Source organism: Amycolatopsis sp. lyj-108 (assembly GCF_046549005.1).
Taxonomy (GTDB): Bacteria; Actinomycetota; Actinomycetes; order Mycobacteriales; family Pseudonocardiaceae; genus Amycolatopsis.
The window spans coordinates 35,406-57,994 of record NZ_JAJPWQ010000006.1 but is presented as its reverse complement, the minus strand read 5'-3'; the positions used below and the strand labels follow the sequence as shown (position 1 = coordinate 57,994).

Sequence of the window (22,589 nt, the reverse complement as noted above, 5' to 3'; positions counted from 1 at the left end):
GCCACCTTGAAAGTGCGACGCACTACCGGCCGCCGGCCTTCTTCATGATCTCCGCCAGGTCGCCGACCTGGTCGGCGGGCGGGGCGGTGACGGTGATCGGCGTGCCCCAGTCGGTGTACTTGATGGTGGCCTTCGCCGAGCCCTCACCGGGAGCTCCCAGCGCCTTCATGAACGCGGTCTGGTCCATGGTGACCTGCAGTGGCAGGTTGTCGGCGTTGAGCCACAGCTCGGTGGGGATGGTGACGTTCTTGCCCTTGAGCTTCGCGTCGATCTGCTTCTGCGCCTCGGGCGGGAGCGGCACACCGGCCTCGCCCACGACGAGCGCGATCGCCTTCTCGACCTCGATGTCGATGACGTAGTGGTTGGTCAGCTCACCGTTCAGCTGGACCTGGTCCGACTTCGTGATCTTCCCGGCCTTCGCGACCTGCTCCAGGGTGCGGGACGGGTCGCTGTCCTTGACGGCCTTCGACATCATCTTGCCGAGCAGCTGCGACATCGGGTCCTGGCCGTCGGCCGAGACCTTCACGTACTCCTTGTCGGTCTTCATCTCCGCCTTGTCGGCGGCGTCGAGCTTGAAGTACAGCGCCTTGTCGACGAACAGGATGTCCATCTTCTTGCCGTCGCTGTCCATCGACATCGAGAACTTGCTGTTCTCGCCGTCGTACAGGCCCTGACCGGTCACGGTCATGGTCTGGCCGCCGGAAGAGGCCTCCATGGAGACCTTCGACGACTTGGCCTTCGTCGTGCTCTCCTTGGTGAGAGCGGCCAGCTGGACCGCGTCGCCCAGCGGCGACGAAAGCATGCTCTTCGCTTCGGAAGGAGCGGGGGCAGCCGCGCCGGGCTGCTTCTCGCCACCGCAGGCGGACAGCGCCAGGACGGCGGCCGTGGTGATGGCGGCGAGCGTGATTACGCGCTTCAAGTGGACCCCTCAGAAAAGTTGATCTAATCCGAACGGGTTATCGCTCCAGGCCGAAATTAGTTACCGATCGTCGTCATGCCCAGCTCGGGACCCCAAAAGCCGGCGCAATGAGCCCAGTCGCTCCGGGCTGGCGTGACCGTCGGTGACAACGTCGTCGAGCGCGCAGTCCGGGTCCGAAGGCGGCCCGAGGTGGCCGCAGCCGGAAGGGCACTCTTCGGCGGCCTCGGCGAACTCCTCGAAGGCGAGCACGATGTCGTCGGCGGTCACGTGCGCGAGCCCGAAGGAGCGGATGCCGGGCGTGTCGACCACCCAGCCGCCGCCGGGAAGGGGCAGCGCGACCGCCGCGACGGACGTGTGCCTGCCCTTGCCGACCGCGCTGACCACTCCGGTCGCCAGTCCGGCGTCCGGCACCAGCCGGTTGACCAAAGTGGACTTCCCGACACCCGAATGCCCGACCAGCGCGGTGACCCGGTCCTTGAGCCGCCCGGTGAGTTCCTCCGGATGTTCGTCGTGCCGGGTGACCACGGCCGGGATGTCGAGGCCCGCGTAGCCGGCGAGGAGTTCGTCCGGGCTCGCGAGGTCGGCCTTCGTCAGGCACAGGACAGGTTCGAGGCCGCCCGCGTAGCAGGCGACGAGGCAGCGGTCGATGAACCCGGTGCGCGGCGGGGGGTCGGCCAGCGCGGTCACGATCAGCAACTGCTCGGCGTTGGCGACGACCACCCGTTCGAAGGGATCTGTGTCGTCCGCCGTCCGGCGCAGCACACTGGAACGTTCGTCCACCCGGATGATGCGGGCGAGCGTGTCCGGCTTGCCGCTCACGTCACCGACGATGCCGACGGTGTCGCCGACGACGACCGAGACCCGGCCCATCTCGCGGGCCCGCATCGCGGTGACGACGCGCTCCGGATCCGAGTCGATCGCGCAGGTCCAGCGCCCGCGGTCCTTGCCGATGACCATCGCCGTGGAGGCGTCGGCATGCTCGGGGCGGCGTTTGCTGCGCGGCCTGGTGCCCTTGCCGGGACGGATCCGCACGTCGGTTTCGTCCAGCCTGCGCCAGTCCTTGCCAGCCAAACCGCCTCCTGCTCTTCGAACACCGCGGAACAATGATCCCATGCTGCTCGCCATCGTCCGGCCGGCGTGTAACGATGACGGTCGATCAGGGAGGTTTTCGCATGTGCGGGCGCTATGCCGCCACCAAGGATCCCGCGGCGCTGATCGACGAGTTCGCCGCGGTGGATCTGACCGAGGGCCGGATCCGGACCGATCACAACGTGGCGCCGACCAAGGACGTCCCCACCGTGGTGCAGCGGCATCCGCGGGACGCAGACGGCGCGGTGCTCGAGGACGAGCCCGCCGTCCGGTCGCTGCGGATGATGCGCTGGGGACTGGTCCCGTTCTGGGCGAAGGACCCCGGAGTCGGCTCGAAGATGATCAACACGCGTGCCGAGACGGCCAAGGAGAAGCCGTCGTTCAAGAAGGCGGTCTCCGCGCGGCGTTGCCTCGTCCCCGCCGACGGCTGGTACGAGTGGCGGCGTGACGGTAAGGAGAAGCAGCCCTTCTTCATGACCGGGCCGGATGACGGTTCGCTCGCGTTCGCCGGTATCTGGGAGACCTGGCGGCCGAAGGACGACAAGGAAGCCGACCCGCTGATCACCTTCTCCGTGATCACCACGGACTCGGTCGGCAGGCTCACCGACATCCACCACCGCATGCCGCTGCTGATGCCGCGCGAGAAGTGGGACACCTGGCTCGACCCCGACCGGTCCGACGTCACCGACCTGCTCGTCCCGCCCGCCGAGGACCTGGTCGACACGATCGAGCTGCGGCCGGTGTCCAGCCTGGTCAACAACGTCCGCAACAACGGCCCGCAGCTGCTGGACCGCGTCGAACCAGCCGCCGAAAGCGCGCTCTTCGACGTGCCGAAGTCATGACGAAACTGGAGATCGACACCGCCTACGGCCCCGCGCGGGCCGAGCTGCACTGCGCCGAGGAGGGCATCGCGGTGCTGATGCTCGGCCACGGCGCCGGCGGCGGGATCGGCGCGAAGGACCTGGTCGCGGTCACCCGGGCGGCGCGGGCGGCCGGTGTCCACGTCGCGCTCGTCGAACAGCCGTACCGGGTGGCGGGCCGCCGCGCTCCCGCACCCGCCACCCAGCTCGACACAGCCTGGCTCACCGTGGCCGACGAGATCTCCGCACACTTCGACGACCTCCCGATCGTCTTCGGCGGCCGGTCCTCCGGAGCCCGCGTCGCCTGCCGGACCGCCGCGGCGGGACAGGCGGTGGCGGTGCTCTGCCTTGCCTTCCCCGAACACCCGCCGGGAAAGCCGGAGAAGTCCCGGCAGGGCGAGTTGGACGCCGTCGAAGTCCCGACACTGGTGGTGCAGGGCGAGCGTGACCCGTTCGGCCTGCCCAAGGCGGGGCCGCATCACGAGATCGTGGTGCTCCAGGGCGACCACAACCTCAGTGCGGACCTGGAAGGCGTGTCACGCGCGGCCGCCGAGTGGCTGGAGCGTGTGCTGCGGCCGCTCGCCTGAGAGCCGTCGCCGAGCGTAATGCACGGTGACGGCCGCCAGCAACGGGCCCCAGAGCAGGAGCGGCGCGTAACAGGCCGCCATGACGATGCCGTAGACCGGCGAGTCCTCCCAGCTGCCCGGCGCCATCGAAGAACCGGCCTCCGCCCAGCCGAACAGCGCCTGGACGCTCAGCGCGGTCAGGGCGATCGCACCGGCGGCGGCCGGGAGGATCGCCGCGAGCGGCGGGATCCGGCGGCCACGCAGCCCCGGGATCCAGCGCGGCCACACCTCACCCCATGGCCGGACCAGCCCGAGGGTGAGGAACGCGAGCGCTTCGGCGAGAAGGCTCAGGCCGAAGACGTAGGCCGTGCCCCAGCCGGGGATGCCGAACTCCGTCAGCCCTTGTGTGGTGAACCCGACCGGGACGCCGAGGCCCATCGCGATCCGCCACAGCCCGGACGGCAACGTCGCCAGCAGCGTGGCGTGGGCGGCGAGGTTCGCCCATCTCGGTACGCCGGACACGGTCTCGGTCATTTCGTAGCTCCCCGGAATCGTCGTTCGCTTGCCGATGACGATTCCCGAGCGCGGCCGCGTGATCTTCCCGCTGCGGACCGACCCCCCTCCCTCGCGAGGGTGAACCGACCTCCCGCAATCAGTCATCTACTTGCGATGGTCGCTCACGCGCCTGCCGCAAGTAGGTGACTAATTGCGGGGTCAGCTCGCGATCGGGGCGACGACGGCACCCGTAAGCCGCACCAGGTCACCGGGCGCGAGTTCGACCTCCAGGCCGCGCCGTCCGGCCGAGCAGTGCACGGTCTCGAACTTCTCCGCCGAGGCGTCGATCACCACCGGCAGCCGGCTCCGGTGCCCGAGCGGCGAGATCCCGCCGAGCACGTATCCCGTCGCGCGCTGCGCGGCGGCGGGGTCGGCCATCTTCGCCTTCTTGCCGCCCGCGGCGGCCGCCAGCGCCTTCAGATCCAGCTGGCCGGTGACCGGGACCACGCCGACGGTCAGTTTCCCGTCGACCTCGGCGACCAGTGTCTTGAACACGCGCGCGGGATCGAGCCCCAGCGCCTCGACGGCTTCGAGGCCGTACGACTCGGCCCGCGGGTCGTGGTCGTAGGTGTGCAGTGTGTGCGTCACTTTCTGCTTCGCCAGCAGCGCCGTCGCCGGGGTTCCCTTGCCTGCCATGGGCGGAGTCTACGAGCGCGCCGGGAATGCCCGGCCGGGCCGCACTGTTGGAAGCCACGTGTCCACCACACTCGAAGCTCCCCGAATCCTGATCCCGCGCACGCCGGGCGGCCAGGTGATCCGTCCGCGCGTAAACTCGTCGACGTCTCATGCGCACAAGCGCATCGACGCCGATCGGGAAGGGAACGGTTTGCCGAGCACGCAGAATCCCGCGCCGGACACGGGCACGGACGCCGAAGAGGCGGCCGCGCGGGCCGAGCGCTTCGAGCGGGACGCGATGCCCCTGCTCGACCAGCTGTACTCGGCCGCCATGCGGATGACCCGGAATCCCGCCGACGCCGAGGACCTCGTCCAGGAGACGTACCTGAAGGCGTACGCGGCCTTCGCGTCCTTCAAGGCGGGTACGAACCTCAAGGCGTGGATGTACCGCATCCTCACGAACACCTACATCAACGGCTATCGCAAGCGTCAGCGCCAGCCGGTGCAGCAGCCCACCGAGGAGATCACCGACTGGCAGATCGCCAAGGCGGAGAATCACACCTCCAGCGGGCTGCGCTCGGCCGAGGTCGAGGCGATGGACAACCTGCCCGACGCCGACGTCAAGGAAGCGCTGCAGAAGCTGCCAGAGGAGTTCCGCCTCGCGGTCTACCTCGCCGATGTCGAAGGTTTCGCGTACAAGGAGATCGCCGAGATCATGGACACGCCCATCGGCACCGTGATGTCCCGGCTGCACCGCGGCCGCGCCCAGCTCCGTGACCTGCTCGCCGACGTCGCCCGCGAGCGGGGCTTCATCCGCGCGGGCAAACAGCAGGAGGTGGCGGGGCGATGACCGACGACTACTGCAGCGGCGCGGACGACAAGGTCAAGTGCGAGGAAGCCCTCGCCGACATTTACCTGCTGCTGGACAGGGAGTGCAGCGAGGAGCGCGACGCGGCCTTGCGCAAGCACATCGAGGACTGCCCGCCTTGCCTCGAGGAATACGGCATCGACGAGCACATCAAGCAGCTGCTCGCCCGTAAGTGTGGCGGCGACCACGCGCCGGACGACCTCAAGTCCCGGCTGCGGGCCTCGATCCGCCAGACCGTGCAGACCAAGGGCGCGATCACCATCGAACGCACCGAGGTCAAGATCGAGCAGACCTTCGAGTAACGCGGCTCAGCTCACACGAAGGCCCCCGTACCGGATCGGTGCGGGGGCCTTCGTGGTCTGATCGAATGATCAGGAGTTGGGCTTCTTGCCGTGGTTCGCGCCGTTCTTCTTACGGTCGCGACGCTTGCGGGCGCGCTTCGACATGTTTCACTCCTCGTCCGAGTGGCCCTCGCGGGGTGATACGACACCGCTGGGCCAGGGTCAACCTCTCCAGTGTGTCATGCGGCCCTCACCCTGCTTGGATGGGGACGTGTCCACCCTTTCCGATCTGCTCGCGGAGAACACCGGCCTGTCCGGCGAGGCCGCGGATCATCTCCAGACCGTGGTCGCCGAATGGCAGCTGCTGGCCGACCTGTCCTTCGCCGACTTCCTGCTCTGGGTCGCCGTCGCGGAGGAGTTGCAGCCCGACGGCGGCGACTACGTCTGCGTCGCGCACGCGCGCCCGACGACGGCGCCGACCGCCCATCCGGAGGACGTCGTCGGTTCCCGGTTCACCGTCGACGAGCATCCGCAGCTGGCGAAGGCGAGCCGCGAGGTGCGGATCTGCCGCGAAGAGGATCCACACTGGTATCGCGACCTGCCGATGCGCCGCGAGGCCATCCCGGTGGTGTTCGCGGGCACGGTGATCGCCGTCCTCAGCCGCGAGACCAACCTGGCGGCCTCGCGGGTGCCGAGCCCGCTCGAAATCGCCTACCTCGGCAGCGCGGGCGACCTGTGCCAGATGATCGTCGACGGCACCTTCCCCAGTCCGGGGAACCAGACGGACACGCACACCAGCCCGCGTGTCGGCGACGGCCTGATCCGCCTCGATCCGACCGGTACCGTGGTCTTCGCCAGCCCGAACGGGTTGTCGGCGTATCACCGGATGGGGCACGAATCCGACCTCGTCGGGCAGCGCCTCGCGCCGCTGACCCGGTCGCTCATCCGTGACCCGTTCGACGCGACCGAGGTTTCGCACCGGATCATCGAAGCGCTCGACGGCAAGCCCAGCAGCCGTACGGAGGCGGATTCGCGCCGCGGCGCCGTCGTGCTGTTCCGTGCGCTGCCGCTGCGCCCCGCCGGGCAGGCCGCGGGCGCGCTGGTGCTGGTGCGCGACGTCACCGAGGTGAAGCGCCGTGACCGCGCCCTCCTTTCGAAGGACGCGACCATCCGTGAGATCCACCACCGGGTGAAGAACAATCTCCAGACCGTCGCCGCGCTGCTGCGGCTCCAGTCGCGCCGGACCTCCAGCGAGGAGGCGCGGCTCGCGCTCGGCGAATCCGTGCGCCGGGTCTCCTCGATCGCGATGGTGCACGAGGCGCTGTCCATCTCGGTGGACGAACGGGTCGATCTCGACAAACTGCTCGACAACGTCCTCCCGATGGTCGGTGAGGTCGCGACGGCCGAATCGCAGGTCGGGCTTTCGCGCAAGGGCTCGTTCGGCGTCGTCGTCGCCGAGATCGCGACGCCGTTGGTGATGGTGCTGGCCGAACTGGTCCAGAACGCCATCGAGCACGCGTTCCCCGGCGGACGGCCGGGCAAGGTCGAACTCGAGGTGGAACGCTCGGCCCGCTGGCTCGACGTCGTCATCCGCGACAACGGGCGCGGACTGCCGTCGGGTTTCTCGCTGGAACGCAGTGACGGCCTCGGGTTGCAGATCGTGCGGACCCTGGTGGAGTCGGAACTGCGCGGCTCGCTGTCGATCCGCGGACTGCGCGGGGAATCCGAGGAGACCGTCGGCCGCCGTGCGGGAACCGAAGCGGCCTTGCGGATCCCGTTGTCGCGACGGCTGTGAGCTCCGCCGCCACGGTGTCCGGAGTGGACTGTCCCTTTTGATCGTCCCTTGTGGACAGTCTTACCCGGACACGTTTTAGGGCCGGCGCCCGAAGAGAAAGTTGGCGCCGGCCCTGTAACGGTTCCGCGGGAGGACTTGGGAAAGTCCGGTGAAGCCATACCCCCGTGGGGGTGTGTCGGCCTCGCTTGTTAAGCTCAAGTCGGGTACGTGTCACCTCACGACGCGCGGCCATACAGCCACTGCGCCGCAGGAGTTTTCCCGAAGCTTGGGGTCTTGCTCAGTTGTGAGTAATACGATGAAGCGTGCTGAGTCCGAAAGACTCAGGCGGAGGTACGCGTGCCGATGTGCGTACGACGGCGCTTCAGGGCCCGTCGCTCGTCCTCGCTCATCCCGCCCCAGACGCCTGCGTCCTGCCCGCTGGCCAAAGCCCAGGCCAAGCAGTCGGAAGCGACGGTGCAGCGGTGGCACACGGATTTCGCCTGAGTTACCTGCGACAGAGCAGGACCGCTGGTTCCCACCGGGAAGAACAGCTCGGGGTCCTCGTCTCGGCAGGCCGCGTCATGGCGCCAGTCCATGTTTCTGAGCTCCTTCATAACGGCGCGGTACACCGCGCCATAGTCGTCATGGCGGTCGTTTTTTTGGGTGCTTGTGAATGCTTTCACGAAGCACCCGTTTCGACAAGGGTTTTCTGAAGATCGGTGAGTCAGCTCACCCGGCCGAGCGACGCTTCTGACCTGCGGTTTCGTTCCGAAACAGCCTCCCGAAGGGAAGGCCGATGCGGTGAGCGGAGGTTCTGCGTCGATGAGCGGCAGGTCGTACTTTGCCGCAGGCGATCAGCGGTCCGGTCGTCAGACGATTACCGTCAGTGCTTCCGGGACGCTGAAGAACTCCACCCTCTTCCGCTGGCCGACGAGGTCGCCGTCCACCTGGAAGTTTACCGGTTCAGCAGCGTCTATGCGGATCATCGGCAGGTCATCGTGACGAAGGAGACGTCGTCCGCGTTGGTTGCTCTTCGTGAGCAATGCCTGCCGTACATGCTTGAACACGGTGGGCAATCCCAGACCGTTCAACGCGAAAAGGCCCAGTCCGGTGTCGAACGAGCTGCCCGGGTTGAGGTGGACTGGACGGTCCCCCAGGTAACTCCACGGATCGGTGTTCGACACGAAAGCGGTCAGCACTTCGGTGGGCTCTTCACCAGGGATCCGGACCGTGAGGGGCGGACGGCCGAGCGGAGGCCGCAGATGCGACACCACGGCGGCCCTCAGATAGAGCCCCGCGGTGGTCTGCTTGCCCCGTCGCTTGGCCACCCGGCCGACGACGTCGGCGTCCCAGCCGAGGCCGGCGTTGAAGGTGAACCAATGGCCGTCGGCGATCCCGAGGCCGACTTTGCGGCTCCGGTCGTTCTCGATGGCGTTGAGAAGCTGATGGGTCGCTTCCACGGGATCGTGCGCGATCCCCAGCGCGCGGGCGAAGACGTTCGCCGAGCCACCCGGCACGACACCGAGCATGGGGACGTCGCCGACCTTCCCCGGATCGCCGTCGGCGTCCGCGAGCAGGCCGTTGACCACCTCGTTGACCGTGCCGTCGCCGCCGTGGGCGACCACCAGGTCGATCCCGTCGCGGGCGGCGGACCGGGCGACGGCCATCGCGTGGCCGCGGTAGTCGGTCTCCACCACGTCGAGTTTGACCTGGCTGGCCAGTGCGTGCGCCAGCACGTCACGGCCACCGGCGGTGGTCGAGGTGGCCTGGGGATTCACGACGAGGATGGCACGCACATACCGCAGGGTAAGCCTCTTCGGCCCGAAGAGGGGAGCGTCAGGTGACGCGAAGCTCAATGGCACGTGCGTCCTCGAGGCAGCACCTTATGACCCCTGTGGCGGGCGTCCCTCCTCACTGCCGGTCAATGACAGCGTGTCGTGACAAGTGCACCCGGGCCGACCGCCCGCTCATCGACGACGCCTCCAATTCTTCCCATACGGCGGTCCGGGGAAACCGGCCGACCGGGTGGCATACGATCGAAAGCGCTCACGTACGGTGACCCGCCCTGGTGGAGCGCCGTGACCGGAAGCCTGGAAGGCTGTTTCGCCGTGTCCATCGCAGACAAGCTCTCGCCCGCGCCCCGTGAGGTCCGCCTCGCCGGGGCCGTCACCGCGCTGCCGGGGCTCGCCCTGATCGTGTTCGCGATCCTGCTCCTGGTCAACGGCCAGGCCGGACCGGAGAACCTGCTGGCCGAGGTCGCCTACTACCTCGTCCTCGCCGCCGGAACGCTGGCCTGCGCGGTCGGCCTGGCGATGGGGAAGACGTGGGCTCGCTCGCCCGGTGTGGTCGTCGCGCTGATCCTGGTGGGGGTCGGCTGGTACGGCGCGGGCCCGTCCGGGCAGCCGCTGTGGGGAGTGCCGCTCGGGCTGATCGGCGTCGCCGTCATCGTGCTGCTGTTCCGCCGCCCTTCGCGCGCGTGGGCGCTCGGGATGCAGGACGGCGAGAGCGAGGAGGAAGCCGCCGAGCGCGACGGCGCCGCGGGTCGTGCGGCGCGTCGCGAACGCGAGGAGCGGGACCTCTGAATCTTCGAGTGCGGCGTCCAGCCACGTGAGTTACGCGTCTGATCACGCGAGTTACGCCTTCGCGCTCGCTAGACCTGGGCGGCGAGCGCCTTCAACGGCTCGTCGGTGAGGCGGTCGACGGTCCATTCGTCCATCGGCACCGCGCCGAGGGACTTGTAGAAGCCCTGCGCCGGGTTCCAGTTGAGCACCGACCATTCGAGGCGGGCGTAGCCGCGCTCGACGCAGACCGCCGCGAGGGTGGCCAGTAGCGCCTTGCCGAGGCCGGAGCCGCGCTGCTCGGGGCGGACGTAGAGGTCCTCCAGGTAGATGCCGTGCACACCGCGCCAGGTGGAGAAGTTGAGGAACCAGAGCGCGTAGCCGACGATCTCGCCGTCGACCTCGGCGACGTGCCCGAACAGGCCGGGAGCCTCGCCGAACAGCGCGGTGCGCAGCTGCTCGGGCGTGAGGTGGCATTCGTCCGGGGCGCGTTCGAACTCGGCGAGGTCGTAGACGAGCTGGACGACGGCGTCCACGTCTTCTTCGCGGATGCGCCGGATGCGGTCGTCCACTAGTCCTCCGTCGTGGGGAGCAGGTTGAGGTGTTCGATCTGCGGCTCGCCGCGTTCGTCGCCGAGCACCGCGACGCCGGCCGGGTCGAGTCCGAAGTGGACGCCCGCGGTCGACGGCAGGCCGACCCAGCGCGCGACCAGGACGCGGCTGAAGTGTCCGTGGCCGACGAGGATCACGTCACCCCTGCCGAGCGGTTCCCGGACGCGGTCGATCAGCTTGTCCGCGCGGGCGTTGACGTCCTCCGCGCTTTCGCCGCCGGGGATCGGATGCGACCAGACCGTCCAGCCGGGAACGGTCTCGCGGATCACCGGTGTGGTGACGCCCTCGTAGTCGCCGTAGTCCCATTCGGCCAGCTCTTCGGTGACCTCGTCGACGCGCAGCCCGGCCAGCTCCGCCGTCCGCAGCGCGCGGGTGCGGGGGCTGGAAAGGACGAGGGCGGGAGAGCCGCCGAGCACCGCGCGCAGGGTGCCGCCCGCCGCGCGGGCCTGCCCCTCGCCGGCGGCCGTGAGCGGGATGTCGGTGCGTCCGGTGTGCCGTCCGTTGACGGACCACTCGGTCTGACCATGCCGGAGGAGGAAGAGCCGATGTGCCACGTTGCGAATATAGCCTGCGGTCCGGTTATGCTACTGGTGAGTAACATGGTGAGGAGACCGTGATGGCGCAGAATCCGACCTACGCGATGTGGAACCGGCTGGCGGGCAAGCCGGTCGGCAAACAGCTGTTCTCGGCGGCGATGTGCCTGCGTGTGCCGTACTTCCGGACGGTGCTCCCGACGGTGCGCGACCTGCGTCCCGGCCGGTGCGAGGTGACGTCCCCGAAGTGGTGGGGTGTTTACAACCACATCAAGACATTTCACGCGATCGCGGCATGCAACCTGGCCGAGATCGCCATGGGCATGCTCGCCGAGGCGACCGTCCCGGCGACGCATCGCTGGCTGCCGAAGGGGATGACGGTCGAGTACGTGGCGAAGGCCGAGACGGGTCTGCGCGCGGTCGCCGAACTGCCGGAGTTGCCGGAATTCGGCGACGAGGGCTTCGAACTCCCCGTGCCGGTGACGATCACGGACACGAACGGGAAACCCGTCGTGACCGCGACCATCACCATCTGGGTGACCAAGAAGAAGTAAAGCGCTCTTGCTCCCGCAATTCGGCACCTGGTTGCGATCCTCGCGTGTGCGAATCATCGCAACCAGGTGACTGATCGCGGTGGTCAGAGGGGCTTGAACTGGACGTAGGTCGTCTGCTTGAAGGTGTTCTTCCCGCTCGGCGACGGCAGGCCGAGCAGCTGGTCCGCGACCGGCGCCAGCCTGCCGCAGCCGGTCGTGGCCGGCAGGGCGAGCTGGGTGTCGACGACGCCGAACTTCACCGTCTTCGGGTTCTGTGAGATCACCTCGAAGGGCACCGCGGGATCGTCCTTGACCACCGAGTGGAGCGGCGCTTCGAGGGTGCCGATCGTGCATTCCTTGGGCAGCAAGGGATGCCGCAGGGCGGCGTAGAGGTCCAGTTCGCCGCGGCGTTCGTCGTTCGACTGGAAGTCCGAGTAGCCGCCGTACTTCAGCTGCATGCTCGCGCCGAAAGTGCCGCGGATCCGGGCGGGCGCGTGCCGCAGTTCGCCGAAGACCTGCGCGAATTTCCCGTCGATCTCGCCTTCGGAGAACGTCAGGCGCATCTCCCCGAGCGGGATCTCCCGGTCGCCGATGGTCAGGACTCCTTGGGAGACAAAGGCTTCACAGCGCCAGGTCCCGGGGTCGGCGTTGGCGGGCGGTGCCGGGCATGCGGAGAAATCGAAGTCGGGCACGGGCGACGGTGTCGCGGCGGCGTGACCGGGAAGGGCGAGGAGGGCGGCTGCGGACAGTGCGGCCGCGGTCGCGGCGAGAAGACGTCTCATGACTCGAAAGAGTGGCCCGCGGCGGCCTGGGTCACATCGGGGAAGGCCCCCAGGGGACCCCTGGGATCGAATGCCACGTAGCTTAAGTTGATCTTGGACGGGGATTTGATCGCAAGTGGTGACGGTTGCCGCAGGTCAAGCGCTCGCTTGCCCTGGTCGACGGGAGCCGGCACGCCCCTGGCGTTCACTGTGGACACATTTCGATGGCTGAATGCCAGATTGATGGCGAAATGGGCGACCCCCTCTCGCAGCTGCGCGAGCGTGGACGGTCGCGCCCGGGTTCGCTGCCGGTGACTTATCCGGCTTGATCGAGCAGGCCGGCGGCCGCTCAAGATCAACTTATGCGAAGTGGCATTGCCCTGGGATCGCCACGTTCGAGTGAAAATAAACGGTGTTTACCCAGCTGACGCGAATCTGCTTCGGATTCGACCTTGAAGGTGCGTCGAACGGCGGGCGATCATCGGCCCATGTCCCCACTGTCGCGCCGCAAGTTCCTCGGGTTCACCGCGCTCAACTCCGCCGCGGCTCTCGGGCTCACCACGATTTCCACCGCGCGGGCCCAGGAATCGTCTCCGGGCTTCTCGGCGGCCGTGGTCGTCGGCACCGGTTACGGCGCCGCGGTCACGGCGCTTCGGCTCGGCGAAGCCGGGATTCCCACGATCATGCTCGAAATGGGCAAGCTGTGGGCCGACCCGGGGCCGGACGGCAAGGTCTTCTGCGACATGCTCCGGCCGGACCGGCGGGCCATGTGGTTCAAGGACCGCACGCAGGCCCCGCTCGCCTCCTTCCTGTGGCTGGATGTGGCCAACCGCGACATCAAGCGGTATCCCGGAGTCCTCGACAGGGTGAACCACGGCGACATGTCCGTCTACGTCGGACGAGGGGTCGGCGGCGGTTCGCTGGTCAACGGTGCGATGGCCGTGACCCCGAAGCGGTCGTACTTCGAGGAGATCCTGCCCGCCGTCGACGCCGACGAGATGTACGGGACGTACTTTCCGCGGGCCAACCACGCCCTCGGCGTGAACCACATCGATCAGCGGTGGTTCGAGACCTGCCGTTCTTACCGCTACGCAAGGGTTTCCCGGAAGGCGGCGGCGCGAGCGGGACTCAAAACGGTGTTCGTGCCCAGCGTCTACGACTTCGAGTACATGAAGCGGGAAGAAGACGGCACGGTGCCGCGGTCGGCGCTCGCGTCGGAGGTCATCTACGGCAACAACCACGGCAAACGGTCTCTCGACAAGACCTACCTCGCGGCCGCGCTGGGCACCGGGAACGTGACCATCAAGACGCTGCACCAGGTCCGCGGGATCACCCGCCAGACCGATGGCACCTACGTCCTCACCGTGCACGAGACCACGGAGGACGGTGTGGTCGTGGCGAGGAAACAACTCGGTGCGAAGTACCTGTTCCTCGGTGCCGGCAGCCTCGGTTCGACGGAACTGCTCGTGCGGGCGCGGGAAACCGGGACGCTGCCCGAGCTGAACGACGAGGTCGGCCGCGGCTGGGGCACCAACGGCAACGTGATGCTGGGCCGCGCCAACCACGCGTGGGATCTCGGCGGATCGCTGCAGTCGGGGATGCCCGCGCTCGGTATCGACGCGTGGGACGACCCGGTGAACCCGGTCTTCGCCGAGGTCGCGCCGGTGCCCGCCGGAATCGAGACCTGGCTGAGCCTGTACCTGGCGATCACGAAGAATCCCGAGCGCGGCCACTTCACCTACGACGCCGCCACCGACTCCGCGCGGCTGCGCTGGAACGCGGCGCAGGGGCAGCCGTCGATCGACGCGGCGAAGTCGTTGTTCGACAAGGTCAACCGCGCGAATCGCACGATCTACCGGAGTGACCTGTTCGGGGATACACGGTCGTTCGAGAACCGGTTCACCTATCACCCGTTGGGTGGTTTGGTGCTGGGTAAGGCCACCGACCTGTACGGCCGGGTGAAGGGCTACCGGAACCTCTACGTGACCGACGGATCGCTGATCCCGGGCAGTACCGGGGTGAATCCGTTCGTCACGATCACCGCGCTGGCCGAGCGGAACGTGGAACGGGTGCTGCGGGAGGACGTGGCGCGCTAGCTCAGTTCGCGGCCCGCAACTTCTCGTAGTGCGCCACGCAATCGTCGTATCGCGGCAGCCATCCCTGCTCCAAGGCCTCTTTCAGATGGGGCGCGGCGGTGTCCTTTTCAGACACCACGGGTTCGATCTCCTGTGGCCACGGCAGCGCGAGATCGCTGTCCATCGGGTTGATGCCGTGCTCACCCGCCGGGTTGTACGGCTCGGAGCAGAGGTAGGTCATGACCGTGTTGTCTTCGAGCGCCATGAAGGCGTGGCCGAGGCCTTCGGCGACGTAGACCGATTTGTACTCGACGCTGTCGAGCACTACGGACGCCCATTCGCCGAACGTGGGCGAGCCGACGCGGAGGTCGACGATGACATCGAGCAGTGAACCGCTCGGGCAGTAGATGTACTTCGCCTGCCCGGGCGGGGTGTCCGCGAAGTGCAGTCCGCGGATGGCGCCGCGCCGGGAAACGCTGGTGTTGGTCTGCGCCAGGCGAAGCCGGTGTCCGACCGTTTCGACGAACACCTCTTCCTGGAACGGCGCCACGAACTGGCCGCGGTGATCGGGGAAAACGCGAGGGGTGAACTCGAAACAGTCGGAGATGCCGAGGCGCCTGGCTTGCATACCTCAATGCTAACCAGCCGTTCTCAAGCCGGACGGACGTCTTGCTATACCTCTCTTGAGCTGCGGAAAGCCGAACCGGTTTGTGACATGAACCGCACCAGAGGGGCACACTGGTCCGCACGCCTGTCACAATGATCCGACCGCTGCGTCCGCGGCCGTCGCCACACCCACGGCACCGATGGCCGATTGGACGCTTCGCCGACAGGCCGGCGCTACCGCGCTGGGCTGCCGTGTCGGAGGACGAGTTACCCCGGATGGCCGGGCCATGCCCATTTCGGCCTGCCCATTCACCAGTTCCCCCGCTCGCAGTCCCAGGAGAATCCAGTGACTTACGCTCGAATCGAGACTTCGCCGTCCATAGACACGGCGGAAGCAATGACGGGAAGCACGATGACCACGCCAGTGACGGACACCGAGATCTTCGAGGGCCACGAGGGCGGCAAGCTCTCCGTGGCCGCGACGCGCCCGATCTCCTCGCCCCGTGACCTCGCGGTCGCGTACACGCCTGGGGTGGCGAAGGTGAGCCGTGCGATCGCCGAGGACGCGGCCAAGGCGAAGCGGTACACGTGGGCGGACAGGCTCGTCGTGGTGGTCAGCGACGGTACGGCGGTGCTCGGCCTCGGTGACATCGGCGCGAGCGCTTCGCTGCCGGTCATGGAGGGCAAGTCGGTCCTGTTCAAGACCTTCGGCGGACTCGACTCGATCCCGCTGGTGCTCGACACCACCGACGTCGACGAGATCATCGAGACCCTGGTCCGGCTGCGCCCGTCGTTCGGCGCGGTGAACCTGGAGGACATCTCGGCGCCGCGCTGTTTCGAACTGGAGGACCGCCTCAAGGAGGCCCTCGACTGCCCGGTCATGCACGACGACCAGCACGGCACGGCGATCGTCACGCTGGCCGCGCTGCGCGGGGCGAACCAGGTGCTCGGCAAGGACATCTCCGGCCAGCGCGTGGTCGTCTCGGGAGCGGGCGCGGCGGGGGTGGCCTGCGCCAGGATCCTGCAGAACGCCGGTGTCGCGGACGTCACCGTGCTCGACTCGCGCGGCATCATCCACTCCGGTCGCGAGGGCCTGAACCCGATCAAGCAGAAGCTCGCCGAGACCACCAACGCGGCCGGTCTGCGCGGCGGCCTCGGCGAGGCGCTGAAGGGTGCCGACGTCTTCCTTGGCCTGTCCGGGGCGACCATCGACGAAAGCCTGCTGGCCGGGATGGCCGACGACGCGATCGTGTTCGCGCTGTCGAACCCAGACCCGGAGGTTCACCCGGCCGTGGCGTCGCGGTATGCCAAGATCGTGGCGACCGGGCGCAGCGACTACCCGAACCAGATCAACAACGTGCTGGCCTTCCCCGGTGTCTTCCGCGGCGCGCTGGACTCGGGCGCGCGGGCGATCACGGAGAACATGAAGCTGGCCGCGGCCGAAGCGATCTTCGCCGTCGCGCAGGACGACCTCGGCCCGGACCGGATCGTCCCGAGCCCGCTGGACCCGCGGGTCGCGCCCGAGGTGGCCGCGGCTGTCGCGAAGGCCGCCGAGGCCGACGGCGTGGTGTGACGGTCCCTTTCACGCTTGTTCAAGCGCTATGAACGGTCCTTTCCTTGCAAAATTTGCAAGGAAAGGACCGTTCATAGCGTGTGGGGGTTGCGCATCTCAGCCGGTAGGGATGGACAGATCGGCACCGGGGACCAGCGCGGAACCGGTCAGCTGTGAGTCGGGCGAGACGAGCGTGCAGAAGACGGTGCGCACACCGTGCTTCCAGGGCTCGCGCTCAGGCTTCAAGTAGCCCAGATCGGTGTAGACACCTTCCGCGTCGAGTCGCGGCTTGTCCACGTTCTTGGCCAGGATCCGCTGACAGTGCTCCAAGGCTTCCGCTTTCAGTTCTCCGCCGCTGGGCCAGGGGCCGTCCGTCGCGGTGAAGGCTCCGATCACCTCGGTGGTGTGCGGGCTCCCGCACGCGGTGAGTTCGACGCTCGTGGCAGAGGCCACGGGCTGTTGCAGACAATCTCCCGGCTTCAAGGTGCAAATGTTGGCGTGGCCGGACGGCGGGGTCGCGCAACTCGCGCTCGACGCGCCCGGAGCGTTCGGCGGGCTCGCGGTGTAGCGGTCCGCGTTCCCCATGGTGTTCCCGAGCAGGGCGACCCAGCCGACGACCCAGAAGCCGGCGGCCGCGAGGCCGCCGATCGCCAGGCCCCGGCCCGGCCGCTTCCCCGGTCCGGTCTGGGAGAGCGCGATGATGCCGATGATGATCGCGGGCAGCAACGGCAGTGCCAGGCAACCGGCAAGGCCCAGTACGAGGGTGGCGATCGCCAGGCCGCTGGTCTTGGGCTGGTGCGGCGGAAGCCCGGGCGGGTAGGCGTACCCGTACGGCTGCGCGATCGGCGTTCCGGGGCCTTGAGATTCGTACATGGGACCGAACCTAGGAAGAGCGCATGAAGTTCCGATGACAGGCCGGAAGCGCCGCTCAGCCGAGCAGTTCCGCCAGCCGGTGCCTCGGCAGGTCGATCAGCCGCGCGTCCGTGAGGTCCGACGGCACGTCCAGCGACACGTTCGCCAGGCGCGCGTGCGCACGGGTCAGGAGTTCGTCCGGATGCTCGACGGCGTCCGCGACGACGATGGCGTGCCGGTTGTCCGGGGTGCTCCGTAGCAGCCGCAGCTTGTACTTCGCCCCGACCAGCCGGTTGAGCGCGCCCTGCGCTTCGGCGTTCGTCAGGTCGGGATGCGAGTTCGGGAGCAGCAGCGCCAGCCGTCGCGCGTTGGTGCCCAGCAGGGTCCGCAGCAGCCACGGGCCGGGGTCGGCCGAAAGATCCATCGCGACCGCGTCACCCTCCGGCCCGGAAACGGACCAGTCGACCGGCCGCGACTCCAGTGCCAGCCCGCCCTCCGTGGCGGTTTCGTGCAGCTTGTCCAGCAGCGACGGCTTGGCCGCGCCCGCGGATTCCACCGACTGCGGGCCGTGGGTGTAGATCGCGGCCTTTCCCTTGCCGCCACGGTTCTTCTTCGACTTCGCGGTCGGCTGACAGACGTAGAGGTCCGCCGCGCTCCCGATCGCCTGCGCGCCGAAGTACCGGTTGAAGTCCGGCAGGATCGCTTCGAAGGTCAGCCCGAGCGTCGCGAGCGCCCGCTGCACCTGCGCGCCCAGCGCGGGATGGCGCGGGCTGTAACCGTAGGCGAGCAGCAGTCGCCCCTCCGACGGTTCGCTGAGCGCCTGGACCCCGCGCGCCGCGAACAAGCCCATTCCTTCGGGGGTGTAAGGCGGATCACTGAACACGAGATCCATCCGCCCGGTCACCGAGGGTGGCAAGCCGACACGCAGATCCGTGTGCAGGGTGCGGATCGACCGCTCGCTGAGTTCGTCGATGTAGGCGAGGACGCGATCGTCGAGGTCGACGACGGTGAGGTCCGCGTCGGGCCGCAACGCGCGTACGGCCAGCGAAGTGAGGTCATGGTCACCCAGGAACAGCAGCTTCGCCGTCGCGAGGTCGTAGCGCTCGTCCAGCCACAGCGCCCGGTTCAGCACGGTCTCCGGTGTCGCCTGCACGTGGTCGAGTGCGGCCAGCGGCGCAGGGACGTTCTCGACGTAGCTGGTGATGGTCTTCAGCAGGTCGGGATCGGATTTCCGGTCCCGTGCCTCGAAGCGCGCGTACTTCTCGCGGGCGGTGGGGGCGAGCCGGACGCGGGACTCGTTCCGCTCGAGGTCGTCGCCGAGCGCGTTCAGGACGTCTTCGACACTCCGGCGTGGCGCGGTGCTGAGCCGGACCAGTTCGCCGAGATCACGCCAATCCGTCCGGAGCAGGGAAATCACCTGATGGAGCGGTCGCACGTGGACACCGTGCGCCGCGAAGACCTCATCGACGGGGGAACTCACAGCCAGCAGCCTAGTGACCCGCCCCCTGAGACACCGTGCCAACAGGCAGGATGTGGGCTACGGTTTTTCGACCAGACAGGGGGAGAGACGCGTGACTATCGAGTTCCGTGGCGTGACGAAGCGGTATCCGGACGGGACGGTCGCGGTCGACGACCTGAACCTCACCGTGGAGGACGGCACGATCACCGTCTTCGTCGGGCCGTCCGGCTGCGGCAAGACCACGTCGCTGCGGATGATCAACCGCATGGTCGAGCCGACGTCGGGCACGGTTCTGCTCGACGGCAAGGACGTCAGCGAAGGCGACCCGGCACTGCTGCGCCGCGGCATCGGTTACGTCATCCAGCACGCCGGCCTCTTTCCACACAGGACAGTCCTCGACAACGTCGCGACCGTGCCGCTGCTGTCCGGCTGGGACAAGGGCAAGGCGCGCAAGCGTGCCGCCGAACTGCTCGAAACCGTCGGCCTGCCCGCGGAACTCGGCAAGCGCTACCCCGCCCAGCTTTCCGGCGGCCAGCAGCAGCGCGTCGGGGTCGCCAGGGCGCTCGCGGCGGATTCGCCGGTGCTGCTGATGGACGAGCCGTTCTCCGCCGTCGACCCGATCGTCCGCGAGGAACTGCAGGACGAATTGCTGCGCCTCCAGTCACAGCTGGGGAAGACGATCGTGTTCGTCACCCACGACATCGACGAGGCCGTGCGGCTCGGCGACAAGATCGCGGTGCTCCGCGTCGGTGGGGTGCTCGCGCAGTACGGCACGCCGTCCGAGGTGTTGCGTCATCCCGTCGACGACTTCGTCGCTTCGTTCGTGGGCAAGGACCGCGGCTACCGCGGGCTTTCGTTCCTGTCGGCGGAAGGGATCGTCGTCGAAGAGGTCGAGCGGGTCGAGGTCGGCAAGCCCGCCCCCGGACCGGCCGACGAGTGGCGGGTCGCGGTCAACGCCGACGGACAGCCGCGCGGCTGGCTGCGTCCCGGGTCCACTGTGGACGGGGAGCTCGCCGAGACCGACCTCGTCGCGGGCGGGTCGCTCTACCTCCAGGGTGCACCGATCCGCGGCGCGCTCGACGCGGCGCTTTCCTCGCCCGCGAGCCTCGGTGTCGTGGTCGACGCCGACCAAAAGGTCGTCGGCGTGGTCAGAGCCCGGCAAGTCCTCGAGGTGATCGAAACGCCGTCGCTGAGCTCCTGATGGGCGACTTCTTCGCGGAGCTCGGTCGTTACCTGGGCAGCGCCAACAACCGCTCGCAGTTCTTCGGCGACCTGCTCGACCACATCTATCTCTCGCTGGTCCCGCTGGTGCTGGGCCTGCTGATCGCGGTGCTGGCGGGCTGGCTCGGCCATCGGTTCGCCGCGGCGCGTTCCGTACTGCTCGTCGTGTCGAACCTGCTGTACACGATCCCGTCGCTCGCCTTGTTCGTGGTGATCCCGGGCATCATCGGTTCGAAGATCCTCGACAGCGTCAACGTCATCGTGGCGCTCACCGTCTACACCGCCGCGCTGCTCGTACGCCCGGTGCTGGACGCGCTCGACGCGGTCCCGCCGCACGTAGTCGCCGCGGCCACGGCCATCGGCTACAAACCCGCGCGCCGCTTCCTCGCCGTGGAGCTGCCGCTTTCGGTGCCGGTGCTCGCGGCGGGCGTCCGGGTGGCCTCGGTCAGCAACATCAGCCTGGTCAGCGTCGGCGCGCTGATCGGCACCGGCGGGCTCGGCGTGCTGTTCACCGACGGCTTCCAGCGCGAGTACTTCTCGCCGATCGTCGTCGGGATCGTCGCGACGCTGCTGCTCGCGCTGGTCGTCGACCTGCTGCTGGTGCAGCTTCGCAATCTCCTCACACCCTGGGACCGGGTGGCGACCGCGGCGGGGGCGAAATGATCGGCGACGTCCTGAACTGGTTCGGGGATCCGGCCCACTGGCAGGGTACGAACGGCGTCCCGGCCCGCCTGCTGCAGCATCTCGGCTACACCGCGCTGGCGCTGGTCTTCGCGCTGATCATCGCGCTCCCGCTCGGGCTCTACGTCGGGCACACCGGTCGGGGCGCGGTGCTGCTGGTGAGCGGCGGCAACGCGATCCGCGCGCTGCCGACGCTGGGGCTGGTGACCTTCCTGTTCCTGCTCTTCACCGAAAGCGAGCTCTCGACGATCATCGGGCTCGTGGTGCTCGCGATCCCGCCGATCCTCGCCGGGACGTACGCGGGTTTGCAGGCGACCGACCACGGCTTGGTCGACGCGGCGCAGGGCATCGGAATGACCGGCTGGCAACGATTGTGGAAGGTCGAGGTGCCCATCTCGCTGCCGCTGGTGCTCGGCGGGGTGCGGAACTCGGTGCTGCAACTGGTGGCCACGGCCGCCGTGGCCGCCTATGTCGGACTCGGTGGGCTCGGCCGGTTCCTGCTCGACGGACTGGCCATTTTGGATTATCCGCAGGTGGTCGCGGGCGCGCTGCTGACGACATTGCTGGCTGTCGTACTGGATCTGGTGCTGGCGGGGGTCCAGCGGTTGCTGGTGCCCAAGGGAGTTCGGCTGGCACAGGCCGCGAGCGGGAAGAAGGCGAAGGCATGAAGCGGAGGGTGGCGGCGCTGTTCGCCGGGATCGCTTTGCTCACGGCGAGCTGTGGCAACCCGCTCGCCGGCGGCGCCGAGGGCGGTGCGACCGGCGACATCATCATCGGCGCGTCCGACGTCGGGGAAAGCCTTCTGCTGGCCCAGATCTACGCGGGCGCGCTGCGCAACGCGGGCGCGGAGAACGTCACCGTGCGCCCGCCGGTCGGCAGCCGCGAGGTCGTCGTCAAGGCACTGCAGGACAAATCGCTTTCGGTCGTACCGGATTACAGCGGGAACCTGTTGCGCTACTTCGACAAGGACACGCAGGCCACCACGCCGCAGGACGTCTACGCGCAGCTGAAGCAGAAGCTGCCGTCCGGCTTCGAGGTCCTCGAACAGGCGCCCGCGGAGGACAAGGACCTGCTGGTGGTGCGCAAGGAACTCGCCGATTCCGGGGTGCGGACCTTCTCCGATCTCGGCAAGCGGTGCAAGGAACTCGTGTTCGGCGGTCCCGGCCAGTGGAGCAGTCGCTGGAAGGACAAGATCAAGACGCTCTACGGCTGTGAGTTCGCCGAGATCCGCACGACCGACACCGGCGGCCCGGTCACGGTCGCCGCGTTGAAGTCCGGCGACATCCAGGTCGCCGACCTGTTCAGCACGTCTTCGTCGATCGCCGCGAACGGGTTCGTGCCGCTGGTGGACGACAAGAATATGTTCCCCGCGCAGAACATCGTGCCCCTCGCGGCGAAGGGGACGTTGTCGCCGAAGGAGGCCGACACGCTGAACCGGGTTTCGGCGGCGCTCACGACCGAGCAATTGACCGAGCTGAACGTCCAGTTCAGCGAGGAGAAGCGCAACCCGCTCGACGTCGCCGAGGAGTTCCTGCGCCGGAACAACCTCCTCGCGCCCGCCTGACCCCCTCGCAATTCGGCACCTGCTTGCGATAGTTCGGCTAACGAACGACCGCAACC

At 68.2% G+C, this 22,589-nt stretch carries 26 protein-coding genes; 13 read left to right on the top strand and 13 right to left on the bottom strand.

Features of this window, described 5'->3' with window-relative positions:
* Positions 1-22 precede the first annotated feature (22 nt).
* Together ACLJO0_RS22300 and rsgA are read right to left on the bottom strand one after the other, a co-directional pair.
* A complete protein-coding gene (locus ACLJO0_RS22300; protein ID WP_125791971.1) occupies positions 23-919 on the bottom strand; it encodes a hypothetical protein in 897 nt (298 codons plus the stop codon).
* A 60-nt stretch (positions 920-979) separates the two neighbouring features.
* Positions 980-1,990 carry a ribosome small subunit-dependent GTPase A gene (rsgA, locus tag ACLJO0_RS22295; protein ID WP_125788387.1) on the bottom strand — a complete coding sequence of 337 codons (1,011 nt, stop codon included), beginning with the start codon at positions 1,988-1,990 and terminating at the stop codon, positions 980-982.
* 101 nt (positions 1,991-2,091) lie between these two features.
* On the opposite strand from rsgA, the gene ACLJO0_RS22290 reads away from it, so the two are divergent.
* Complete coding sequence (locus ACLJO0_RS22290; protein ID WP_125791972.1) at positions 2,092-2,850, top strand: SOS response-associated peptidase; 759 nt, start codon at positions 2,092-2,094, stop codon at positions 2,848-2,850.
* Positions 2,847-3,455 (top strand): alpha/beta family hydrolase, encoded by a 609-nt coding sequence (locus ACLJO0_RS22285; RefSeq protein WP_410580373.1) that lies wholly within the window; start codon positions 2,847-2,849, stop codon positions 3,453-3,455. Before ACLJO0_RS22290 ends, ACLJO0_RS22285 begins: the two co-directional genes overlap by 4 nt.
* Here the strand turns inward: ACLJO0_RS22285 and ACLJO0_RS22280 are convergent.
* Both ACLJO0_RS22280 and ybaK read right to left on the bottom strand, forming a co-directional pair.
* On the bottom strand, positions 3,405-3,968 hold the full coding sequence (locus tag ACLJO0_RS22280; RefSeq protein WP_410580372.1) for a hypothetical protein: 564 nt from the start codon (positions 3,966-3,968) through the stop codon (positions 3,405-3,407). The two genes, ACLJO0_RS22285 and ACLJO0_RS22280, sit on opposite strands and share 51 nt — an antisense overlap.
* A gap of 180 nt (positions 3,969-4,148) precedes the next feature.
* On the bottom strand, positions 4,149-4,625 hold the full coding sequence (ybaK, locus tag ACLJO0_RS22275; protein WP_410580371.1) for a Cys-tRNA(Pro) deacylase: 477 nt from the start codon (positions 4,623-4,625) through the stop codon (positions 4,149-4,151).
* 190 nt (positions 4,626-4,815) lie between these two features.
* Between ybaK and ACLJO0_RS22270 the strand changes: the two genes are divergently transcribed.
* Both ACLJO0_RS22270 and rsrA read left to right on the top strand, forming a co-directional pair.
* On the top strand, positions 4,816-5,454 hold the full coding sequence (locus ACLJO0_RS22270) for a sigma-70 family RNA polymerase sigma factor (protein ID WP_125792889.1): 639 nt from the start codon (positions 4,816-4,818) through the stop codon (positions 5,452-5,454).
* A complete protein-coding gene (gene rsrA / locus ACLJO0_RS22265; protein ID WP_410580370.1) occupies positions 5,451-5,774 on the top strand; it encodes a mycothiol system anti-sigma-R factor in 324 nt (107 codons plus the stop codon). Before ACLJO0_RS22270 ends, rsrA begins: the two co-directional genes overlap by 4 nt.
* Positions 5,775-5,843: 69 nt before the next feature.
* On the opposite strand, the gene ACLJO0_RS22260 is transcribed toward rsrA, so the two are convergent.
* Positions 5,844-5,918 carry a 50S ribosomal protein bL37 gene (locus ACLJO0_RS22260; protein ID WP_369299112.1) on the bottom strand — a complete coding sequence of 25 codons (75 nt, stop codon included), beginning with the start codon at positions 5,916-5,918 and terminating at the stop codon, positions 5,844-5,846.
* Positions 5,919-6,024: 106 nt separating this feature from the next.
* Between ACLJO0_RS22260 and ACLJO0_RS22255 the strand changes: the two genes are divergently transcribed.
* Entirely contained in the window at positions 6,025-7,548 is a 1,524-nt protein-coding gene (locus tag ACLJO0_RS22255; protein ID WP_410580369.1) for a sensor histidine kinase, read from the top strand.
* A gap of 320 nt (positions 7,549-7,868) precedes the next feature.
* Here ACLJO0_RS22255 and ACLJO0_RS22250 read toward each other — a convergent pair whose 3' ends face one another.
* Both ACLJO0_RS22250 and ACLJO0_RS22245 read right to left on the bottom strand, forming a co-directional pair.
* Complete coding sequence (locus tag ACLJO0_RS22250) at positions 7,869-8,123, bottom strand: WhiB family transcriptional regulator (protein ID WP_026466945.1); 255 nt, start codon at positions 8,121-8,123, stop codon at positions 7,869-7,871.
* A gap of 273 nt (positions 8,124-8,396) precedes the next feature.
* The gene (locus ACLJO0_RS22245; protein WP_410580368.1) at positions 8,397-9,323 is read right to left on the bottom strand and encodes a diacylglycerol/lipid kinase family protein; all 927 of its coding nucleotides are present in this window, start codon (positions 9,321-9,323) and stop codon (positions 8,397-8,399) included.
* A 282-nt stretch (positions 9,324-9,605) separates the two neighbouring features.
* Here ACLJO0_RS22245 and ACLJO0_RS22240 point away from each other — a divergent pair, with 282 nt between their 5' ends.
* Positions 9,606-10,109 carry a hypothetical protein gene (locus ACLJO0_RS22240; RefSeq protein ID WP_396563945.1) on the top strand — a complete coding sequence of 168 codons (504 nt, stop codon included), beginning with the start codon at positions 9,606-9,608 and terminating at the stop codon, positions 10,107-10,109.
* 68 nt (positions 10,110-10,177) lie between these two features.
* Here ACLJO0_RS22240 and ACLJO0_RS22235 read toward each other — a convergent pair whose 3' ends face one another.
* Positions 10,178-10,657 carry a GNAT family N-acetyltransferase gene (locus tag ACLJO0_RS22235; RefSeq protein WP_410580367.1) on the bottom strand — a complete coding sequence of 160 codons (480 nt, stop codon included), beginning with the start codon at positions 10,655-10,657 and terminating at the stop codon, positions 10,178-10,180.
* Positions 10,657-11,250 carry an acid phosphatase gene (locus tag ACLJO0_RS22230; protein ID WP_410580366.1) on the bottom strand — a complete coding sequence of 198 codons (594 nt, stop codon included), beginning with the start codon at positions 11,248-11,250 and terminating at the stop codon, positions 10,657-10,659. Before ACLJO0_RS22230 ends, ACLJO0_RS22235 begins: the two co-directional genes overlap by 1 nt.
* A 62-nt stretch (positions 11,251-11,312) precedes the next feature.
* Here ACLJO0_RS22230 and ACLJO0_RS22225 point away from each other — a divergent pair, with 62 nt between their 5' ends.
* The gene (locus ACLJO0_RS22225) at positions 11,313-11,783 is read left to right on the top strand and encodes a hotdog fold domain-containing protein (protein ID WP_125788396.1); all 471 of its coding nucleotides are present in this window, start codon (positions 11,313-11,315) and stop codon (positions 11,781-11,783) included.
* Positions 11,784-11,866: 83 nt separating this feature from the next.
* Here the strand turns inward: ACLJO0_RS22225 and ACLJO0_RS22220 are convergent, their stop codons facing one another.
* A complete protein-coding gene (locus tag ACLJO0_RS22220) occupies positions 11,867-12,544 on the bottom strand; it encodes a hypothetical protein (protein ID WP_125791981.1) in 678 nt (225 codons plus the stop codon).
* Between the two features lie 467 nt (positions 12,545-13,011).
* Here ACLJO0_RS22220 and ACLJO0_RS22215 point away from each other — a divergent pair, with 467 nt between their 5' ends.
* Positions 13,012-14,619, top strand: a complete 1,608-nt coding sequence (locus ACLJO0_RS22215; protein ID WP_410580365.1) for a GMC oxidoreductase — start codon at positions 13,012-13,014, stop codon at positions 14,617-14,619.
* 1 nt (position 14,620) lies between these two features.
* On the opposite strand, the gene ACLJO0_RS22210 is transcribed toward ACLJO0_RS22215, so the two are convergent.
* Positions 14,621-15,226, bottom strand: a complete 606-nt coding sequence (locus tag ACLJO0_RS22210; RefSeq protein ID WP_410580364.1) for a dTDP-4-dehydrorhamnose 3,5-epimerase family protein — start codon at positions 15,224-15,226, stop codon at positions 14,621-14,623.
* Between the two features lie 390 nt (positions 15,227-15,616).
* Between ACLJO0_RS22210 and ACLJO0_RS22205 the strand changes: the two genes are divergently transcribed.
* The gene (locus tag ACLJO0_RS22205; RefSeq protein WP_410580363.1) at positions 15,617-16,777 is read left to right on the top strand and encodes an NADP-dependent malic enzyme; all 1,161 of its coding nucleotides are present in this window, start codon (positions 15,617-15,619) and stop codon (positions 16,775-16,777) included.
* A gap of 96 nt (positions 16,778-16,873) precedes the next feature.
* On the opposite strand, the gene ACLJO0_RS22200 is transcribed toward ACLJO0_RS22205, so the two are convergent.
* Together ACLJO0_RS22200 and ACLJO0_RS22195 are read right to left on the bottom strand one after the other, a co-directional pair.
* Positions 16,874-17,629, bottom strand: coding sequence for a septum formation family protein (locus ACLJO0_RS22200; RefSeq protein WP_410580362.1), 756 nt, complete (start codon positions 17,627-17,629; stop codon positions 16,874-16,876).
* A gap of 55 nt (positions 17,630-17,684) precedes the next feature.
* Positions 17,685-19,088: a bis-aminopropyl spermidine synthase family protein gene (locus ACLJO0_RS22195; protein WP_410580361.1), complete on the bottom strand. Its 1,404-nt coding sequence runs from the start codon at positions 19,086-19,088 to the stop codon at positions 17,685-17,687.
* 91 nt (positions 19,089-19,179) lie between these two features.
* Here ACLJO0_RS22195 and ACLJO0_RS22190 point away from each other — a divergent pair, with 91 nt between their 5' ends.
* Genes ACLJO0_RS22190 through ACLJO0_RS22175 form a run of 4 tightly spaced genes read left to right on the top strand, consistent with a single transcriptional unit; the run spans position 19,180 to position 22,533 of the window.
* Positions 19,180-20,268: an ABC transporter ATP-binding protein gene (locus tag ACLJO0_RS22190; protein ID WP_410580360.1), complete on the top strand. Its 1,089-nt coding sequence runs from the start codon at positions 19,180-19,182 to the stop codon at positions 20,266-20,268.
* Complete coding sequence (locus ACLJO0_RS22185) at positions 20,268-20,951, top strand: ABC transporter permease (protein WP_410580359.1); 684 nt, start codon at positions 20,268-20,270, stop codon at positions 20,949-20,951. The genes ACLJO0_RS22190 and ACLJO0_RS22185 overlap by 1 nt, the downstream gene beginning before the upstream one ends.
* Complete coding sequence (locus ACLJO0_RS22180) at positions 20,948-21,637, top strand: ABC transporter permease (protein ID WP_410580358.1); 690 nt, start codon at positions 20,948-20,950, stop codon at positions 21,635-21,637. The genes ACLJO0_RS22185 and ACLJO0_RS22180 overlap by 4 nt, the downstream gene beginning before the upstream one ends.
* Positions 21,634-22,533 (top strand): ABC transporter substrate-binding protein, encoded by a 900-nt coding sequence (locus tag ACLJO0_RS22175; RefSeq protein WP_410580357.1) that lies wholly within the window; start codon positions 21,634-21,636, stop codon positions 22,531-22,533. Before ACLJO0_RS22180 ends, ACLJO0_RS22175 begins: the two co-directional genes overlap by 4 nt.
* Positions 22,534-22,589: the final 56 nt, after the last annotated feature.

Bases quoted from the DNA above. Each gene is read 5' to 3' on its own strand.
- ACLJO0_RS22290 (WP_125791972.1), top strand. From the start codon at position 2,092: ATGTGCGGGCGCTATGCCGCCACCAAGGATCCCGCGGCGCTGATCGAC.
- ACLJO0_RS22285 (WP_410580373.1), top strand. From the start codon at position 2,847: ATGACGAAACTGGAGATCGACACCGCCTACGGCCCCGCGCGGGCCGAG.
- ACLJO0_RS22280 (WP_410580372.1), bottom strand. From the start codon at position 3,968: ATGACCGAGACCGTGTCCGGCGTACCGAGATGGGCGAACCTCGCCGCC.
- ybaK (WP_410580371.1), bottom strand. From the start codon at position 4,625: ATGGCAGGCAAGGGAACCCCGGCGACGGCGCTGCTGGCGAAGCAGAAA.
- rsrA (WP_410580370.1), top strand. From the start codon at position 5,451: ATGACCGACGACTACTGCAGCGGCGCGGACGACAAGGTCAAGTGCGAG.
- ACLJO0_RS22250 (WP_026466945.1), bottom strand. From the start codon at position 8,123: ATGGACTGGCGCCATGACGCGGCCTGCCGAGACGAGGACCCCGAGCTG.
- ACLJO0_RS22225 (WP_125788396.1), top strand. From the start codon at position 11,313: ATGGCGCAGAATCCGACCTACGCGATGTGGAACCGGCTGGCGGGCAAG.
- ACLJO0_RS22220 (WP_125791981.1), bottom strand. From the start codon at position 12,544: ATGAGACGTCTTCTCGCCGCGACCGCGGCCGCACTGTCCGCAGCCGCC.
- ACLJO0_RS22215 (WP_410580365.1), top strand. From the start codon at position 13,012: ATGTCCCCACTGTCGCGCCGCAAGTTCCTCGGGTTCACCGCGCTCAAC.
- ACLJO0_RS22210 (WP_410580364.1), bottom strand. From the start codon at position 15,226: ATGCAAGCCAGGCGCCTCGGCATCTCCGACTGTTTCGAGTTCACCCCT.
- ACLJO0_RS22205 (WP_410580363.1), top strand. From the start codon at position 15,617: ATGACCACGCCAGTGACGGACACCGAGATCTTCGAGGGCCACGAGGGC.
- ACLJO0_RS22200 (WP_410580362.1), bottom strand. From the start codon at position 17,629: ATGTACGAATCTCAAGGCCCCGGAACGCCGATCGCGCAGCCGTACGGG.
- ACLJO0_RS22185 (WP_410580359.1), top strand. From the start codon at position 20,268: ATGGGCGACTTCTTCGCGGAGCTCGGTCGTTACCTGGGCAGCGCCAAC.
- ACLJO0_RS22180 (WP_410580358.1), top strand. From the start codon at position 20,948: ATGATCGGCGACGTCCTGAACTGGTTCGGGGATCCGGCCCACTGGCAG.
- ACLJO0_RS22175 (WP_410580357.1), top strand. From the start codon at position 21,634: ATGAAGCGGAGGGTGGCGGCGCTGTTCGCCGGGATCGCTTTGCTCACG.